Raw genomic sequence first — 15,275 nt, 5'->3', positions numbered from 1 at the left:
GATGCCTGATCTGTCCCATGCCCTGACCCTGGCCGCCTCCGAGCTGACGCTCGCGATCGGGGCCCTCGTGCTGCTGCTGCTCGGCGCCTTCATCGGCGAGAAGTCGGCGCGGCTGGTGTCCATCCTGTCGGTGGCCCTGCTGGTGGCCGCCGCCGCCGTCGCCGCGACCGGCCCCCTGGGCACCGCCTTCAACGGGGCCTATGTCGCCGATCCCCTGGGCATCTATGCCAAGGTCGCCATCTACCTGGCCTCGGCCGTGGCCGTGGTGCTGGGCGGGGGCTGGATGCAGCGCGCCGGCATCGCCCGGTTCGAATTCCCGATCCTGATCGTCCTGGCCGCCGTCGGCATGGGCATGATGGTGTCGTCGGGCGACCTGATCTCCCTCTACGTCGGGGTCGAGCTGCACTCCCTGGCCCTCTACATCCTCGCCGCCTATCACCGCGACGACCTGAAGGCGTCCGAGGCCGGGCTCAAATATTTCGTCCTGGGCGCCCTGTCGTCCGGCCTGCTGCTGTACGGCTCCAGCCTGATCTACGGCTTTTCCGGCTCGATGCGGTTCGACGACATCGTCGCCTATGCCACCGCCAACCCCGGCCCGGGCCTGATCTTCGGCCTGGTCTTCCTGATCTGCGGCCTGGCGTTCAAGGTCTCGGCCGCGCCGTTCCACATGTGGACGCCGGACGTCTATGAGGGCGCGCCCACGCCGGTCGTGGCTTTCTTCACCACGGCCCCGAAGATGGCCGCCATGGTGCTGTTCGCCCGCGTCCTGTCCGAGGGCTTCCTCGGTGCCCACGACCAGTGGGCCCAGGTGCTGATCCTGATCGCCCTGGCCAGTTTCGTGGTCGGCGCCTGGGGCGGTCTGGCGCAGAAGGACATCCAGCGCCTGCTGGCCTATTCGTCGATCGCCAACATCGGCTACGCCATCCTGGGCATCGCCGCGGGCACCGAACAGGGCCTGCAGGCCATGGTGCTGTTCATGACCCTGTACATGATCGACACCATGGGCTTCTTCGCCATCCTGCTGTCACTGAGCCGCAACGGCCGGCCGATCCGCAAGATCGCTGATCTGGCCGGGCTGAAGACCGACCGGCCGGTGACGGCCATCGCCATCACCGTGCTGTCGCTGTCGGTCCTGGGCATGCCGCCGTTCTCGGGCTTCTGGGGCAAATACTACGTCTTCGGCGCGGCGGCCTCGGCCGGCTACTGGATGGTGGCGGCGGCGGGCCTGGTGGCCTCGGTCGTGGCGGCCTTCTACTATCTGCGCATCATCAAGCTGATGTGGTTCGACGCGGCCCCCGAGGGCACGGTGGCGACCGACAAGGCCCCGGTGGAGAGCCAGTGGATCGGCTGGGCCTGCGCGGCCTTCTCCTTCCCGCTGGTCATCGTCGGCCTGACCTGGCTGGAGCCGCTGACCCGCATGGCGGCGACGGGTTTCGGAGCCCAGTAGGGCGGTGACGCCCCCCATCGACCTGATCGATGACATCGATTCGACGAACGCCGAGGCCCGCCGACGGGCCGAGGCTGGAGAGACCGAGTCCCAGTGGATCGTGGCCCGCCGCCAGTCCGCAGGGCGCGGTCGTCGGGGCCGGGACTGGACCAGCGACACGGGCAACCTGTTCGGCACCCTTCTGACCCTGACGCGTAAGCCTCCGGCGGAGGCGGCGCAGGCGACGTTCGTCGCGGCACTCGCTGTGGCCGACCTGCTGGACGCCTTCGCCACGCCCGGTGCGGTCTCGATCAAATGGCCCAACGACGTGCTGATCGCGGGTGCCAAGGCCTCGGGCATCCTGATCGAGTCCGGCGTCCATGCGAACGGCGCCCTTTGGCTCGCGATCGGCATCGGGGTCAACCTGGCCCATGCGCCCGATGGGACCGAGCGGCCCGCGACCAGCCTCGCCGCCCATCTTCGGTCCGGCATCGCCTATCCGCCGTCCATCGACGCCGCCGCAACCGTGCTGGCCGAGGCATTCGACCTCTGGCAACACCGCTGGGAGCAGTTCGGTTTCCAACCTGTCCTCGACGCCTGGACCGCCCGCACGAAAGGCCTCGACGGCCCCTGCGTCGCCCGCCTCGGGCATGAGACGGTCACCGGCGTCGCCGACGGCGTGGCCCCGGATGGGGCGTTGAGACTGCGCACGGCGGATGGATCGTTGCGGCTGATCTCCGCAGGCGACGTCTTCTTTGGCGAGGAGGCTTGACGCCTTGCGCTGAACGGCGGCGGGGCGCATCTTACGTTTTGCTGATCGATCGAACCGGGTATGGTCATGTCTGTCACCACAACTCTGTCGTCCAAGTTCCAGATTTCCGTTCCCAAGGCCGTTCGCGACGAACTCGGCTGGAAGCCAGGCCAGAAGCTGGTTTTCGTTCCGAAGGGCAAAGGCGTGGTCCTGGTGCCCGTGCCGGAGTTGAAGGAGCTGTTCGGCCTCGCCAAAGGCGCGGACACGACCGACTATCGAGACCGCAACGACCGCGACTGATGCGGCTTGTCGATACGTCAGCCTGGATCGAATTTCTTGCAGGTACGCCGACAGGCGCTAGCCTGGCTCCGGCCATGCCTGGGGTCGAAGACTGGCTGGTTCCCACGATGGTCCAGCTCGAACTGACCAAATGGCTGATGCGATATCAGGCAGACCTTCTCGATCCGACGCTCGCGCTCAGCCGGACTTGCATCGTCGTTCCGCTGACGATGCGGATCGCGGTGACCGCTGGAGAGATTTGCGTCACCCACAAGCTGGCCACGGCCGACGCGGTCATCTATGCCACCGCTCAGGAATACGGCGCGGACCTGCTGACCTGCGACGCCCACTTCCGCGACCTGCCGGGCGTTATCCTGGTCGAGAAGAATTGACCTGATGCACGGATCCGACACCTGATGCTGCTCGCCATCGAACAGGGCAACACCAATACGCTGTTCGCGGTGCATGACGGCGAGAGCTGGATCGCCCAGTGGCGCACGGCGACCGAGGCCAGCCGCACGGCGGACGAATACGCCGTCTGGCTGACGCAGCTGCTGTCGATGCGCAGGATCGACCTGGCCTCGCTGACCGGCTGCATCATCTCCAGCGTCGTGCCGCAGTCGATCTTCAACCTGAAGAACCTGTCGCGCCGCTATCTGAGCGTCGAACCCCTGGTGATCGGGGACAATGTCCAGATCGGCATTCCGGTGCGGATCGCCAAGCCCAGCGAGGCGGGGGCCGACCGGCTGGTCAACGCCATCGGGGCGCATCTGCTCTATCCCGGCGACCTGATCGTCATCGACAGCGGCACCGCCACCACCTTCGACGTCGTCGCCGCCGACGGGGCCTTCGAAGGCGGGGCCATCGCCCCCGGAATCAACCTCAGCCTCCAGGCGCTGCACGAGGCGGCGGCCATGCTGCCGCGCATCGCCATTCAGCGGCCTGACAGGGTGATCGGCAAGGACACCGTGTCCAATATGCAGTCCGGGGTCTTCTGGGGCTATGTCAGCCTGATCGAGGGCATGGTCTCGCGAATCAAGGCTGAGTGGGGGGCACCCATGACCGTCGTCGGCACCGGAGGCGTGGCCTCCCTGTTCGAAGGCGCCACCGAAAGCATCGACCGGTTCGATCCGGACCTGACCATCCGCGGCCTTCTCGAAATCTGGCGCCGCAATACCCATCTGACGGACACATGACAAACATCAAAGCCAACGACGAACTCGTCTTCCTGCCGCTCGGTGGCTCGGGCGAGGTCGGTATGAACCTCAACTGCTACGGCTACGGCCCCGAAGACGATCGTCAGTGGATGATCGTCGACGTCGGCGTGACCTTCGGCGACCAGTCGACGCCCGGCGTCGACATCATCGTGCCGGATCCGTCCTTCCTGGAGGGCGAAAATATCCGCGGCATCGTGCTGACCCATGCGCACGAGGACCATATCGGGGCGCTGGGCTGGCTGTGGAGCCGGATCAAGGCCCCGCTGTACGCGACCCCCTTCACCGCCTTCCTGATCCGCGAGAAGCTGCGCGACGCGGGCATTCTGAAGGACGTCAAGATCATCGAGGTGCCGCTGGGCGGCCATGTCGATCTGGGGCCGTTCCAGGTCGACTTCATCACCATGACCCATTCGATCGCCGAGCCGAACGGGCTGAAGATCGCCACGCCCCTGGGCACGGTGTTCCACACCGGCGACTGGAAGCTGGATCCCAACCCCGTCATCGGCAAGCCGACCGACATCGCCGCCATCGAGACGATGGGCGACGAGGGCCTGCTGGCCATGGTCTGCGATTCGACCAACGTCTTCGTCGAGGGCGAGGCGGGCTCGGAGCTGGAGGCCCAGGAAGGCCTGATCGCACTGATCGGCAGCCTGAAGAAGGGCAAGATCGCGGTCGGCTGTTTCGCCTCCAACGTCGCCCGCATGGTCAGCGTCATCAAGGCGGCGGACAAGGCCGGACGCCGCGTCGCCCTGGCCGGGCGTTCGATGCACCGGATCACCGCCGCCGCCAAACACGTCGGCCTGTTCAACGAAAGTCGCGCCATCCTGTCGGAAGACGAGGCCCGTCACTGGCCGGCGGACGAGATCCTGTATCTGTGCACCGGCAGCCAGGGCGAGGACCGCGCGGCCCTGTCGCGCATCGCCGACGGATCGCACCCCTTCATCAAGCTGGGCGCGGGCGACCACTGCCTGTTCTCGTCGCGGGTCATCCCGGGCAATGAACTGGCCATTGCCGACCTGCAGGACCGGCTCGCCGACCGGGGCGTGCGTCTCTACACCGAGAAGGACCACCCGGGCATCCATGTCTCGGGCCACCCGTGCCGCGACGAGATCCGCAAGATGTACGGCTGGGCCCGGCCGCGCGTCGCCATTCCGACCCATGGCATGCGCCGCCACCTGATGGAGCACGCCGCCCTGGCCCGCGAACTCGGGACGCCGGAGACCCTGACCCCCCGCAACGGCGACCTGGTGCGTCTGGCCCCGGGCGCGGCCGCCATCATCGACGAGGTGCCGAACGGCCGCCTCTATGTCGACGGCGGCATGGTGGTGACCGAGAAGGGCGAGGCCCTGCGCGAGCGTCGCCACGCCTCGACCAACGGCGTGCTGGTGGTCAGCTTCGCCATGGACAAGCGCGGCAAGATCGTCAGCGACATCGACGTGCGCGGCATCGGCCTGCCGGGCGACGAGGTCACCAGCCTGGGCGATTCGCTGGACGACCTGGCCGAGCGCGTCGAACAGGCGGTCAACAGTCTGAAGGGCGAGGCCCGCGACGACGACATGGTGGTCGAGGCCGCCGTCGGGCGCGTGCTGAAGAAGGCGTCGCAGCAGATCTGGGATCGGCGTCCGATCGTCGAGACCGTGATCCTGCGGCTGTAGGGTCGTGGCGGGCCCGGTTTCGGACAGGGTTCGGGACCGGGCGCGGCGGCTGCGCGAACGCGTGCGCCACGCCCGCCACCCCCTCAGCGGCTGGCGCAAATGGGCGGTGATCGCGGGGCAGGGGGTGGGGGGGTTGGTCGTCCTGTTCGCCGTGGTCAATCTGGCGCTGAGCCTGTCGACCTTCCGTGGCGAGGACCCGGCGGCGCGCACCGCGCATGAGCTGGGCGTGCTGTGGTTCAGCGTCCCGGCCGGGCGTCCGACCTCGGAGGAGGCCTTCGAGGTGATCTACGGCGGCGAGCTCGGACCCGACCCCACCCCGGCTGCGATCCGCGGGCATTTCGAGGACGCGCTGGAGGGGGGCACCTTCCTGTTGGATCAGGTCATGGTCGACCGGATCCAGGCGGTGAACGGGCGGATCGACGGCCGGGTCCTGCCGCCCGGCGTCTATGTCGGGGCCCATGCCCTGGGGCCGGACGAGGCCCCGCTGGTCTGGGTGACCAAATGGATGGCGCAGTATCTGCTGTTCCCGCGCCACGCCTATATCCTGGTGGTGCCGGAGGAGGGGGAGGCGCTGGTCTTCTCGGCCAGCCAGGAGGGCAAGTTTCCCGGCGACACGGACGCCCCGGACCGGCTGTCGGCGCGGCTGACGCCCTATGACGACGCCGCCTATGACTTCCCCAGCTCGGGCGAGGCGCTGCACGAGATGACCCTGGTCAGTCGTGACCCCGAGGTGGTCGCGGCGGCGCCGGCCGCGCTGGACGCGGCGCGGCAGAGGCTGGAGGCGCTGGACCAGCCCTATGGCCTTCTGGCCCCCAACTCGAACACCGTGGTGGGCTGTATCCTCGACGACGCCGACCTGATGGCGGCCGAGGTGCGACGATCGATCCTGCTGGCCCTGCGGGCGCCGGGACTGGGCGCGGCTTGCCCGGGGGCGGTCGAGGGGTCATAGGCTGCGCATGATCGGAAGACTGAACCATGTCGGCATCGCCACGCCGTCCATCGAGACCAGCGTCGCCCTGTACCGCGATCTGCTCGGGGCCACCGCGGCCGGCGCGCCGTTCGACCTGCCGGCCCAGGGGGTGCGGGTCTGTTTCATCGACCTGCCCAACAGCCAGATCGAACTGATCGAGCCGCTGGGCGACGACAGCCCGATCCACGGCTTCCTGGCCAAGAACCCCAGGGGCGGGCAGCACCACGTCTGTTTCGAGGTCGAGGACATCCTGGCCGCGCGCGACGCGCTACGGGCCAAGGGCGCGACCCTGCTGGGCACCGGCGAGCCCCGCCTCGGGGCCCACGGCACGCCGATCCTGTTTCTGCATCCCAAGGACATGGGCGGAGTCCTGGTCGAGCTGATGGAAACCCCCAAGGAGACCCACTGATGCCCATCGGTCCCGTGACCATGTTCGCCATCTATGTCGTGGTCTGGTGGGTGGTGCTGTTCGGCATCCTGCCGCTGGGCACCTCGGCCGAAACCCACGAGCCGCCGACCGATGGCAGCCAGTGGGGGGCGCCCAAGACGCCGAACCTGAAGAAGAAATTCTTCACCACCACCTGGGTCGCCCTGATCGTCTGGGCCTTTGTGATGTTCCTGGTCTTCATCGGCTGGATGCCGCTGCCGGACCTGGCGCCGCCGGGCGTCTGAGCGCCTAGCTTTTGCCCCGTGGTCCCGGCTAAAGCTGGTCGCCCCGAAGCTTTACGATCCGAGACGCTCATGCGCCTGTCGCGCTATTTCCTGCCCACGCTCAAAGAAGCGCCCTCGGACGCCCAGATCATCTCGCATCAGCTGATGCTGCGCGCCGGCATGATCAAGCAGGAGGCCGCGGGCATCTATGCCTGGCTGCCGCTGGGCCTGCGCGTGCTCAACCGGATCGAGCAGATCGTGCGCGAGGAGCAGGAGCGGGCCGGGGCCGTCGAGGTGCTGATGCCGACCCTGCAATTGGCGGACCTGTGGCGGGAATCGGGGCGGTACGACGCCTATGGCCCCGAGATGCTGCGCATCACCGACCGGCACGAGCGCGAGCTGCTGTACGGCCCCACCAATGAGGAGATGATCACCGACATCTTCCGCAGTTTCGTCAAGAGCTACAAGGCGCTGCCGCTGAACCTGTTTCACATCCAGTGGAAATTCCGCGACGAGCGCCGGCCCCGGTTCGGGGTGATGCGCGGGCGCGAGTTCCTGATGAAGGACGCCTACAGCTTCGACATCGACGAGGCGGCGGCGCGGCGGGCCTATAACCGGATGTTCGTGGCCTATCTGAACACCTTTGCCCGGATGGGGCTGAAGGCGGTGCCGATGCGGGCGGACACCGGTCCGATCGGCGGCGATCTGAGCCACGAATTCATCGTCCTGGCCGAGACCGGCGAGAGCCAGGTGTTCTGCGATCGCCAGCTGGTCGAAATGCCCGCGCCCGGCGCGGACGTGGACTGGAACGACCTGCAGTCAATCGTTGATCAGCGGACGTCGCTCTATGCCGCGACCGAGGAAATGCACGACGCCGCCCAATTCGACAGCCAGACGGCCGAGGCCGACCGGCTGACCGCGCGCGGCATCGAGGTCGGCCACATCTTCTATTTCGGCACCAAATACTCTGCCCCGATGAAGGCCAAGGTGGCGGGGCCCGACGGGCAGGACACCGAGGTGCACATGGGCAGCTATGGCGTCGGGGTGTCACGTTTGCTGGGGGCCATCATCGAGGCCAGTCATGACGACGCCGGCATCATCTGGCCCGACTCTGTCGCGCCGTTCGACGTCGTGGTCATCAACCTGCGCGCCAACGACCCGGCCGTCTGCGAGGCCTGCGAGGCGGCGGTCGAGGCCCTGGAGGCGGCGGGCAAGTCGGTCCTGTACGACGACACCGACGAGCGGCCGGGCGGCAAGTTCGCCACCGCCGACCTGATCGGCATCCCGTGGCAGCTGGTCATCGGTCCCAAGGGCGTGGCCGAGGGCGTGGTCGAGCTGAAACGCCGGGCCTCGGGCGAGAAGTCGACCCTGCCGCTGGACCAGGCGATGGAGCGTATCGGTTGACCACGACGCCGCTGGGGGCCCCGCCCAAGCCCGCCGGGGCCTTCTCCGCCTGGGAGATCGGCCTGGCGCTCCGCTACCTGCGCGCCAAGCGCAAGGAGGGCGGGGTGGCGACCATCGCCATCATCAGCTTCATCGGCATCATGCTGGCCGTCGCCGTGCTGATCAGCGTGATGAGCATCATGGCCGGGTTCCGCAACGAACTGCTGGGCCGGATGCTGAGCTTCAACGGGCATATGTATGTGCAGGGCCAGGTCCTGACCGCGCCCGATCGCGACGCGGTAGTGGATCGGCTGCGCGGCGTGCCCGGCGTGGTCAGCGTCAGCCCCCTGACCGAATCCCAGGCCCTGATTCGGGCCGGTGGCCAGACGACCGGAGCCTTCGTGCGCGGGCTGCGTCCGGCCGACATCGACACCATGTCCTATGTCTCGTCCAGCATGTCGGCCGAGGCCCGGGCCAGCTTCGGCCGAGGGGCCTATGGCGGCGACAACATCCTGATCGGCCAGGCCCTGGCGGACCAGCTGGGGCTGCGCGTCGGGGATCCGATCCAGATCTATTCGCCGTCCGGGGCCGACTCGGCCTTCGGCAATTTGGGCGGGCTGGAGAAGACCTATATCGTCGGCGGCACCTACACCTCGGGCGCGGCGGACTACGACCGGGCCTTCATCTTCATGCCCCTGGAACAGGCCCAGCTGTTCTTCGGCAAGGAGGGCGTCTGGGACGTCATCGAGATGAAGGTCGACGATCCCGACCGGGTCCAGGACTATCTCGAGCCCGTCGCCACAGCCGCCGGACCGGGGGCCTTCGTCCAGGACTGGCGCGACCGTCTGGCCGCCTTCTGGGGTGCCCTGCGGGTGGAGCGGGTCGCCATGTCGATAATTTTGGGACTGGTCGTGGCCATCGCCGCCATGAACATCATCTCCGGCATCGTCATGCTGGTGAAGAACAAGGGGCGCGACATCGCCATCCTGCGCACCATCGGGGCCAGCCCGGCCGCGATCCTGCGCATCTTCTTCATGGCCGGGGCGACCATCGGCGTGGCCGGCACCCTGGCGGGCCTGACCCTGGGCCTGCTGTTCTGCCTGAACATCGGCCCGATCCAGCATTTCCTCGAGGCCATCACCGGGGTCCAGCTGTTCAACGCCGACGTCTATATGCTGGACGCCATCCCGGCCGAGGTCGATCCCGTCGACGTCTTCTGGGTCGCCGTCTGGTCCCTGGTCATGAGCTGCGTCGCCAGCCTGCCGCCGTCGTGGTCGGCGTCCCGCATCGATCCGGTCGAGGCCCTGCGTTATGAGTAGCCCCGTCCTGAGCCTGCGCGGCGTCACCCGCACCTATACGACCGGGCAGGGCGGTCTGACGGTCCTGAAAGGCGTCGATCTCGACATCTTCCCGGGCGAACTGGTCGGGCTGATCGGCCCGTCGGGGTCGGGCAAGTCGTCGCTGTTGCACGCCGCCGGCCTGCTGGAGCGCCCGACGTCCGGCGAGGTCCGGATCGACGGAGAGGACGTCGGCAATCTGGACGAGCGGGCGCGCACGCGACTGCGCCTGTCGCGGATCGGCTTCGTCTATCAGTTCCACCATCTGCTGCCGGAGTTCGACGCGCGCGACAACGTCGCCCTGCCGATGCGAATCGCCGGCTATCCCGAGGCCGAGGCCCGAGCCCGGGCCGAGACGGCCCTCGGGTCGCTGGGTCTGGCCGAGCGCACCCTGCACCAGCCGGCGCAGATGTCGGGCGGCGAGCAGCAGCGCGTGGCCCTGGCCCGGGCCCTGGCCAACAGCCCCCGCCTGTTGCTGGCCGACGAGCCGACCGGCAATCTGGACCCGACCACCAGCCAGACGGTGTTCGAGGCGCTGCAGAAACTGGTCAAGGACACCGGGGTCGCGGCTCTGATCGCCACCCACAACATGGAGCTGGCGGGCCATATGGACCGGGTCTTCGCCCTGAAGGACGGCCATCTGGAGGAACGACCCGCCGAGGGGCGGGCATACTGACGTACGGAAGGGAGCGCCCTGTGGACGATCTGGAACACGCGCATGACCTGCGCCATCGGTCGGACGCGGCGCGCCTGGCGGGCCGCGCGGTCGAGGCGCTGTCGCTGGCGACCGAAGCCGTCGGCATCTATGCCGGACAGTCCACCCATCGGCTCGATCTGGCCAATGCATTGCGGCTGAAGGCCCTGGCGCTCGACGATCTGGACCAACCGGGGGAGGCCACGCTGGACTGGACCGAGGCGCGGGGCCTCTACGCCGAACTCGGCATCGCCGCCGGTGTGACGGAATGCGACGCCCGATTGGCACGGTGACGCTTCCCGTCGCGCGCGCTTGGTCCTAAGACCGGCGCATGACCTCCGAAGACGTCCTCAACGAATTCCGCGCCGCCCACGCCCTGCGCGAGGGCCATTTCGTCCTGTCCTCCGGCCTGCACAGCCCGGTCTTCCTGCAGAAGAACCTGGTGTTCATGGACGGGGCCCGCTGCGCGCGTCTGTGCCAGGCCCTGGCGGAGAAGATCGTCGCGACCGTGGGACCGGTTGACGTCGCCATCTCGCCCGCCGTCGGGGGCATCATCCCCGGCTATGAGACGGCGAAACACCTCAAGGTGCGGTCGATGTACGTCGAGCGCGAGGACGGGGCGTTCAAACTGCGGCGCGGCTTCCACATCGCGCCGGGCGAGAAGGTCGTCATGGTCGAGGACATCGTCACCACGGGCCTGTCCAGTCGCGAATGCATCGCCGCCATCCGCGAGGCGGGCGGCGATGTCGTGGCGGCCGCCTGTATCGTCGATCGCTCCGGCGGCCGGGCCGACGTCGGCGTGCCGCTGATCGCCCTGGCCACCCTGGATGTGCCGGCCTATCCGGCCGATTCCCTGCCGCCCGAGCTGGCGGCCCTGCCGGTCGAGGATCCGGGCAGCCGGCGGCTGGCAAAATGATCTCGTCCCGCATCCGGCTGGGGGTCAATATCGACCACGTGGCCACCGTGCGGAACGCGCGGGGCGGTCTGTCGCCAGACCCGGTGCGGGCCGCGCGAGAGGCGCTGGCGGCCGGGGCCGACGGCATCACCGCCCATCTGCGCGAGGATCGCCGCCATATCTCCGACGCCGATCTGGACGGGCTGTCGGCCCTGTTGCGGGAACAGGCCCAGCCGCTGAATCTGGAGATGGCGGTGACGCAGGAGATGCTGGACATCGCCCTGGTCCATCGTCCGCACGCCGTCTGTCTGGTGCCCGAGAAGCGCGAGGAGCGCACCACCGAGGGCGGTCTGGACGTCGCCGGCGGCCACAACTGGATCACGCCCGTGGTGGCGCGGCTGAACGACGCCGGATCGCGCGTCTCCCTCTTCATCGGGGCCGACCCCGCCCAGATCGACGCCGCCCATCGCAGCGGCGCCGCCGTGGTCGAACTGCACACCGGGGCCTATTGCGACGCCGTACGCGAGGGTGATGCCGAGCGCGCCGCAAGCGAACTGACGGCCCTGCGGGCGGGGGCCGCCCGGGCCAGCGGCCTGGGGCTGGAAGTCCACGCCGGGCACGGCATCGACTACGACACCGTCGCGGCGATCGCGGCCATCCCCGAGGTGATGGAGCTGAACATCGGCCATTTCCTGATCGGCGAGGCCATCTTCGTCGGCCTGGGTCCGGCCATCGCGCGGATGCGGGGATTGATGGACGCGGCCCGGGGGCTGGAGACGGCGGCGTGATCCTGGGGGTGGGGGCCGATCTGACCGACATCCGGCGCATCCAGGCCTCGCTGGACCGGTTCGGCGACCGGTTCCGCAACCGCTGCTTCACCGAGACCGAGCGCGTGCGGTCCGAGCGCAAGCCGGATGCGGCCTGGAGCTACGCCAAGCGGTTCGCCGCCAAGGAGGCCTGCGCCAAGGCCCTGGGCACCGGCATGCGTCGCGACGTCTACTGGAAGGACATGGGGGTGGTGAACCTGCGATCGGGCCAGCCGACCCTGGCCCTGACCGGCCCGGCCGCCGACCATCTGGCCCGACTGACACCGCCGGGCCACACCGCGCGCATTCATCTGACGCTTTCGGACGAGCACCCCTATGCACTCGCCTTCGTGGTGATCGAAGCCTTGCCGATGGCGTAATCGGGATATACCCGTGCGACGAAGAGACCGCAGCCAGCGGCCGGGGACAGGCTTCCACACGATGAGCAACGAGCAGGCCAGCGCGACGACGCCCGCACAGCACCCCCCGCTGGGGGACTACGACCCGTCGGCAGAGCCCTTCGTCTGGTCCGATCCCGATCTGGACCAGCCGACCGAGATCGACGGTCAGGCGGTCGAGGTCGAGCGCGACGCCATGCCGGACGCCTCGATCGAGCCGACCGCGGCGGCGGCGTCGCCCGCGCTCGCCGAACCCTCCGCACCGACGGCCACGGCCTCCGGCTCGGGCTCTGCGACTCCGCCGCCGATCTGGAGCGACAAGGGCGACGCGCCGTTCGACGACCGCAAGGAAACGATCCCCCCCGGGGCCCGCGTCTCGGCCAAGGATGACGACGACGATGGCGGTTCCGCCGCGTCGGAGACCCTGGAGATCGTCAAGACCATCGTCGTGGCGCTGGCCATCGCCTTCGTCCTGCGGGTCCTGCTGTTCCAGCCCTTCACCATTCCCTCGGCCTCGATGGAGCCCAACCTCTACGAGGGCGACTACATCGTCGTGTCGAAGTGGGCCTATGGCTATTCCAAATTCTCGTCCGGCCTCCCGATCAACCTGCCGCTGGGCGAGGATCGCGTGCTGGGCCGCGCACCGGCGCGGGGCGACATCGTGGTGTTCAAACTGCCGCGCGACGACAAGACCGACTATATCAAACGCGTGATCGGCCTGCCGGGCGATCAGGTGCAGATGATCAACAACAGGCTGCACATCAACGGCGTCGCGGTTAAGGACGTGGTCGTCGGGGCCTCGGAAGTGGTCGACGTCTTCGGCCCGCGTCCGGTCACCAAGGTCCGCGAGACCCTGCCCAACGGCCGCACCTTCGAGACCCAGGACTTCGGTCCCGGGGGCGATCTGGACGACACCGGCGTCTATGAGGTCCCGCTCGGCCACTATTTCATGATGGGCGACAACCGCGACAACTCGATCGACAGCCGGGTCCAGGCCTCGGCCGGCGTCGGCTTGGTGCCGGACGAGAACCTGGTCGGCAAGGCCGAGATCATCATGTTCTCATGGGAGCCCGGAGCCTCCCTGTGGAACCCGATCAGCTGGTTCGCGAACATCCGTCTCGACCGGTTCTTCAAGATTCTCGACTGATGGCGAACGTGAGGGCAGAGGCGGTGACCGCTCTGGTCGAACGCCTCGGCCACGATTTTCGGGACCCCACCCTGCTGGAGCGGGCCCTGACCCATTCCAGCGTGGGGGAGGGGGCCGACAAGGCCGCCGGCAAGCCCGCGCGCCACAACGAGCGGCTGGAGTTCCTGGGGGACCGGGTGCTGGGCCTGCTGGTGGCCCAGCGGCTGCATCAGGACTTCCCGGCCGCCGACGAGGGCGAACTGTCGTCGCGCCTGCACGCCCTGGTCGACAAGCACGCCTGCGGCAGGGTCGGCGAGCGACTGAAGGTCGGCGACGCCCTGCGGCTGTCGCCCGGCGAGTCCAAGACCGGCGGTCGGCGCAAGGAGGGCGTGGTCGCCGATGCCATGGAGGCCCTGCTGGCCGCCGTCTTCCTGGATGCCGGGCTGGACGCGGCGCGGGCCGTGTTCGATCGGGCCTGGGCTGAGGAACTGGCCTCGCCCCCGCCGCGGGCCCTGAACAACCCCAAGTCCGCGCTGCAGGAATGGGCCCAGGGGCACGGCCGACCCCTGCCCACCTACCGCGTCGTGGCCCAGACAGGCTCCGACCATGCCCCGACCTTCACGGTCGAGGTTTCCATCGAGGGCGTCGAACCCTTGACCGCGCCGGGACGTTCGCGTCAGGACGCGGAAAAGAAGGCCGCGACGGCCATGCTCCAACGTGAAGGCGTGATTTGACCGAACCCACCAACCCCCGCGCGGGCTTCGCCGCGATCATCGGCGCGCCGAACGCCGGCAAGTCGACGCTGGTCAACCGGCTGACGGGGTCCAAGGTCTCGATCGTGACCCAGAAGGTGCAGACCACGCGGTTCCCCGTGCGCGGCATCGCCATGGAGGGCGAGAGCCAGATCGTGCTGGTCGACACGCCCGGCATCTTCACCCCGCGCCGCCGGCTGGACCGCGCCATGGTCGCCTCGGCCTGGGGCGGGGCCAACGATGCGGACGTGGTCGTGCACCTGATCGACGCCGCCTCCCACATCGCCTCGGAAGGCAAGTCGGGCGAGGCCGCGGATCGCCGCTCGGCCGAGGACACCGAGACCATCATCGCCAATCTGAAGTCGACCGGGACCCAGGTGATCCTGGCGCTGAACAAGATCGACGGCATGCGCCGCGACACCCTGCTGGCCCTGTCCCACGCCCTGTTCGAGACCGGCGTCTATTCCGAGGTCTATATGATCTCGGCCCTGTCGGGCGACGGGGTCGACGACCTGAAGCAGCGCCTGGCCCGGTCGATGCCCGAGGGGCACTGGCTGTACCCCGAGGACCAGTCCGCCGACGTGCCGATCCGGGTGCTGGCGGCCGAGATCACGCGCGAGAAGGTCTATCTGCGGGTGCACGAGGAACTGCCCTATTCGGCGGCGGTGGAGACCACCGCCTTCGACGAGAAGGCCGACGGCTCGGCCCGCATCGAACAGACCATCTATGTCGAACGCGAGAGCCAGCGCCCGATCGTGCTGGGCAAGGGCGGCCAGACGCTGAAATGGATCGGCCAGAAGTCGCGCGAGGAGTTGACCGAGCTGCTCGACCGGCCGGTGCACCTGTTCCTGACCGTCAAGGTCGATCCGAAATGGCAGGACAGCCGCGCCCTCTATGCCCAGTTCGGCCTGGACTTCGACGTCTAGGCCCTTTCG

19 protein-coding genes are annotated in these 15,275 nt (G+C 68.5%); all 19 read left to right on the top strand.

Features of this window, described 5'->3' with window-relative positions; translation table 11 throughout:
• Position 1: 1 nt before the first annotated feature.
• On the top strand, positions 2–1,447 hold the full coding sequence (nuoN, locus tag BZG35_RS09995) for an NADH-quinone oxidoreductase subunit NuoN (protein ID WP_077355519.1): 1,446 nt from the start codon (positions 2–4) through the stop codon (positions 1,445–1,447).
• 4 nt (positions 1,448–1,451) lie between these two features.
• A complete protein-coding gene (locus tag BZG35_RS09990; RefSeq protein WP_077355518.1) occupies positions 1,452–2,198 on the top strand; it encodes a biotin--[acetyl-CoA-carboxylase] ligase in 747 nt (248 codons plus the stop codon).
• Positions 2,199–2,264: 66 nt separating this feature from the next.
• On the top strand, positions 2,265–2,477 hold the full coding sequence (locus BZG35_RS09985) for an AbrB/MazE/SpoVT family DNA-binding domain-containing protein (protein ID WP_077358014.1): 213 nt from the start codon (positions 2,265–2,267) through the stop codon (positions 2,475–2,477).
• Positions 2,477–2,848 (top strand): type II toxin-antitoxin system VapC family toxin, encoded by a 372-nt coding sequence (locus BZG35_RS09980; RefSeq protein ID WP_077355517.1) that lies wholly within the window; start codon positions 2,477–2,479, stop codon positions 2,846–2,848. The genes BZG35_RS09985 and BZG35_RS09980 overlap by 1 nt, the downstream gene beginning before the upstream one ends.
• A 21-nt stretch (positions 2,849–2,869) precedes the next feature.
• Complete coding sequence (locus tag BZG35_RS09975) at positions 2,870–3,652, top strand: type III pantothenate kinase (RefSeq protein ID WP_077355516.1); 783 nt, start codon at positions 2,870–2,872, stop codon at positions 3,650–3,652.
• The gene (locus tag BZG35_RS09970; RefSeq protein ID WP_077355515.1) at positions 3,649–5,328 is read left to right on the top strand and encodes a ribonuclease J; all 1,680 of its coding nucleotides are present in this window, start codon (positions 3,649–3,651) and stop codon (positions 5,326–5,328) included. Before BZG35_RS09975 ends, BZG35_RS09970 begins: the two co-directional genes overlap by 4 nt.
• A gap of 4 nt (positions 5,329–5,332) precedes the next feature.
• Positions 5,333–6,277 carry a hypothetical protein gene (locus BZG35_RS09965; RefSeq protein WP_077355514.1) on the top strand — a complete coding sequence of 315 codons (945 nt, stop codon included), beginning with the start codon at positions 5,333–5,335 and terminating at the stop codon, positions 6,275–6,277.
• Positions 6,278–6,284: 7 nt separating this feature from the next.
• Positions 6,285–6,707 carry a methylmalonyl-CoA epimerase gene (mce, locus tag BZG35_RS09960; protein ID WP_077355513.1) on the top strand — a complete coding sequence of 141 codons (423 nt, stop codon included), beginning with the start codon at positions 6,285–6,287 and terminating at the stop codon, positions 6,705–6,707.
• Positions 6,707–6,970, top strand: a complete 264-nt coding sequence (locus BZG35_RS09955; protein WP_077355512.1) for a DUF1467 family protein — start codon at positions 6,707–6,709, stop codon at positions 6,968–6,970. The genes mce and BZG35_RS09955 overlap by 1 nt, the downstream gene beginning before the upstream one ends.
• Positions 6,971–7,039: 69 nt before the next feature.
• Positions 7,040–8,353 carry a proline--tRNA ligase gene (gene proS, locus BZG35_RS09950; protein WP_077355511.1) on the top strand — a complete coding sequence of 438 codons (1,314 nt, stop codon included), beginning with the start codon at positions 7,040–7,042 and terminating at the stop codon, positions 8,351–8,353.
• The gene (locus BZG35_RS09945; protein ID WP_077355510.1) at positions 8,350–9,651 is read left to right on the top strand and encodes a lipoprotein-releasing ABC transporter permease subunit; all 1,302 of its coding nucleotides are present in this window, start codon (positions 8,350–8,352) and stop codon (positions 9,649–9,651) included. Before proS ends, BZG35_RS09945 begins: the two co-directional genes overlap by 4 nt.
• Positions 9,644–10,345 (top strand): ABC transporter ATP-binding protein, encoded by a 702-nt coding sequence (locus BZG35_RS09940; RefSeq protein ID WP_077355509.1) that lies wholly within the window; start codon positions 9,644–9,646, stop codon positions 10,343–10,345. Before BZG35_RS09945 ends, BZG35_RS09940 begins: the two co-directional genes overlap by 8 nt.
• 20 nt (positions 10,346–10,365) lie before the next feature.
• The gene (locus tag BZG35_RS09935; protein WP_077355508.1) at positions 10,366–10,656 is read left to right on the top strand and encodes a hypothetical protein; all 291 of its coding nucleotides are present in this window, start codon (positions 10,366–10,368) and stop codon (positions 10,654–10,656) included.
• A gap of 38 nt (positions 10,657–10,694) precedes the next feature.
• Positions 10,695–11,279 carry an orotate phosphoribosyltransferase gene (gene pyrE, locus BZG35_RS09930; protein ID WP_077355507.1) on the top strand — a complete coding sequence of 195 codons (585 nt, stop codon included), beginning with the start codon at positions 10,695–10,697 and terminating at the stop codon, positions 11,277–11,279.
• Positions 11,276–12,046: a pyridoxine 5'-phosphate synthase gene (locus tag BZG35_RS09925; RefSeq protein ID WP_077355506.1), complete on the top strand. Its 771-nt coding sequence runs from the start codon at positions 11,276–11,278 to the stop codon at positions 12,044–12,046. Before pyrE ends, BZG35_RS09925 begins: the two co-directional genes overlap by 4 nt.
• A complete protein-coding gene (acpS, locus tag BZG35_RS09920) occupies positions 12,043–12,444 on the top strand; it encodes a holo-ACP synthase (RefSeq protein WP_077355505.1) in 402 nt (133 codons plus the stop codon). The genes BZG35_RS09925 and acpS overlap by 4 nt, the downstream gene beginning before the upstream one ends.
• Before the next feature lie 214 nt (positions 12,445–12,658).
• On the top strand, positions 12,659–13,609 hold the full coding sequence (lepB, locus tag BZG35_RS09915; RefSeq protein WP_077358012.1) for a signal peptidase I: 951 nt from the start codon (positions 12,659–12,661) through the stop codon (positions 13,607–13,609).
• On the top strand, positions 13,609–14,322 hold the full coding sequence (gene rnc / locus BZG35_RS09910) for a ribonuclease III (protein WP_077355504.1): 714 nt from the start codon (positions 13,609–13,611) through the stop codon (positions 14,320–14,322). The genes lepB and rnc overlap by 1 nt, the downstream gene beginning before the upstream one ends.
• The gene (era, locus tag BZG35_RS09905) at positions 14,319–15,266 is read left to right on the top strand and encodes a GTPase Era (protein WP_077355503.1); all 948 of its coding nucleotides are present in this window, start codon (positions 14,319–14,321) and stop codon (positions 15,264–15,266) included. Before rnc ends, era begins: the two co-directional genes overlap by 4 nt.
• Positions 15,267–15,275 lie beyond the last annotated feature (9 nt).

The sequence above is a fragment of the Brevundimonas sp. LM2 genome, from assembly GCF_002002865.1.
Taxonomy (GTDB): Bacteria; Pseudomonadota; Alphaproteobacteria; order Caulobacterales; family Caulobacteraceae; genus Brevundimonas.
The sequence above is the reverse complement of the archived record's forward strand: the minus strand, read 5'-3'. Positions and strand labels throughout refer to the sequence as shown.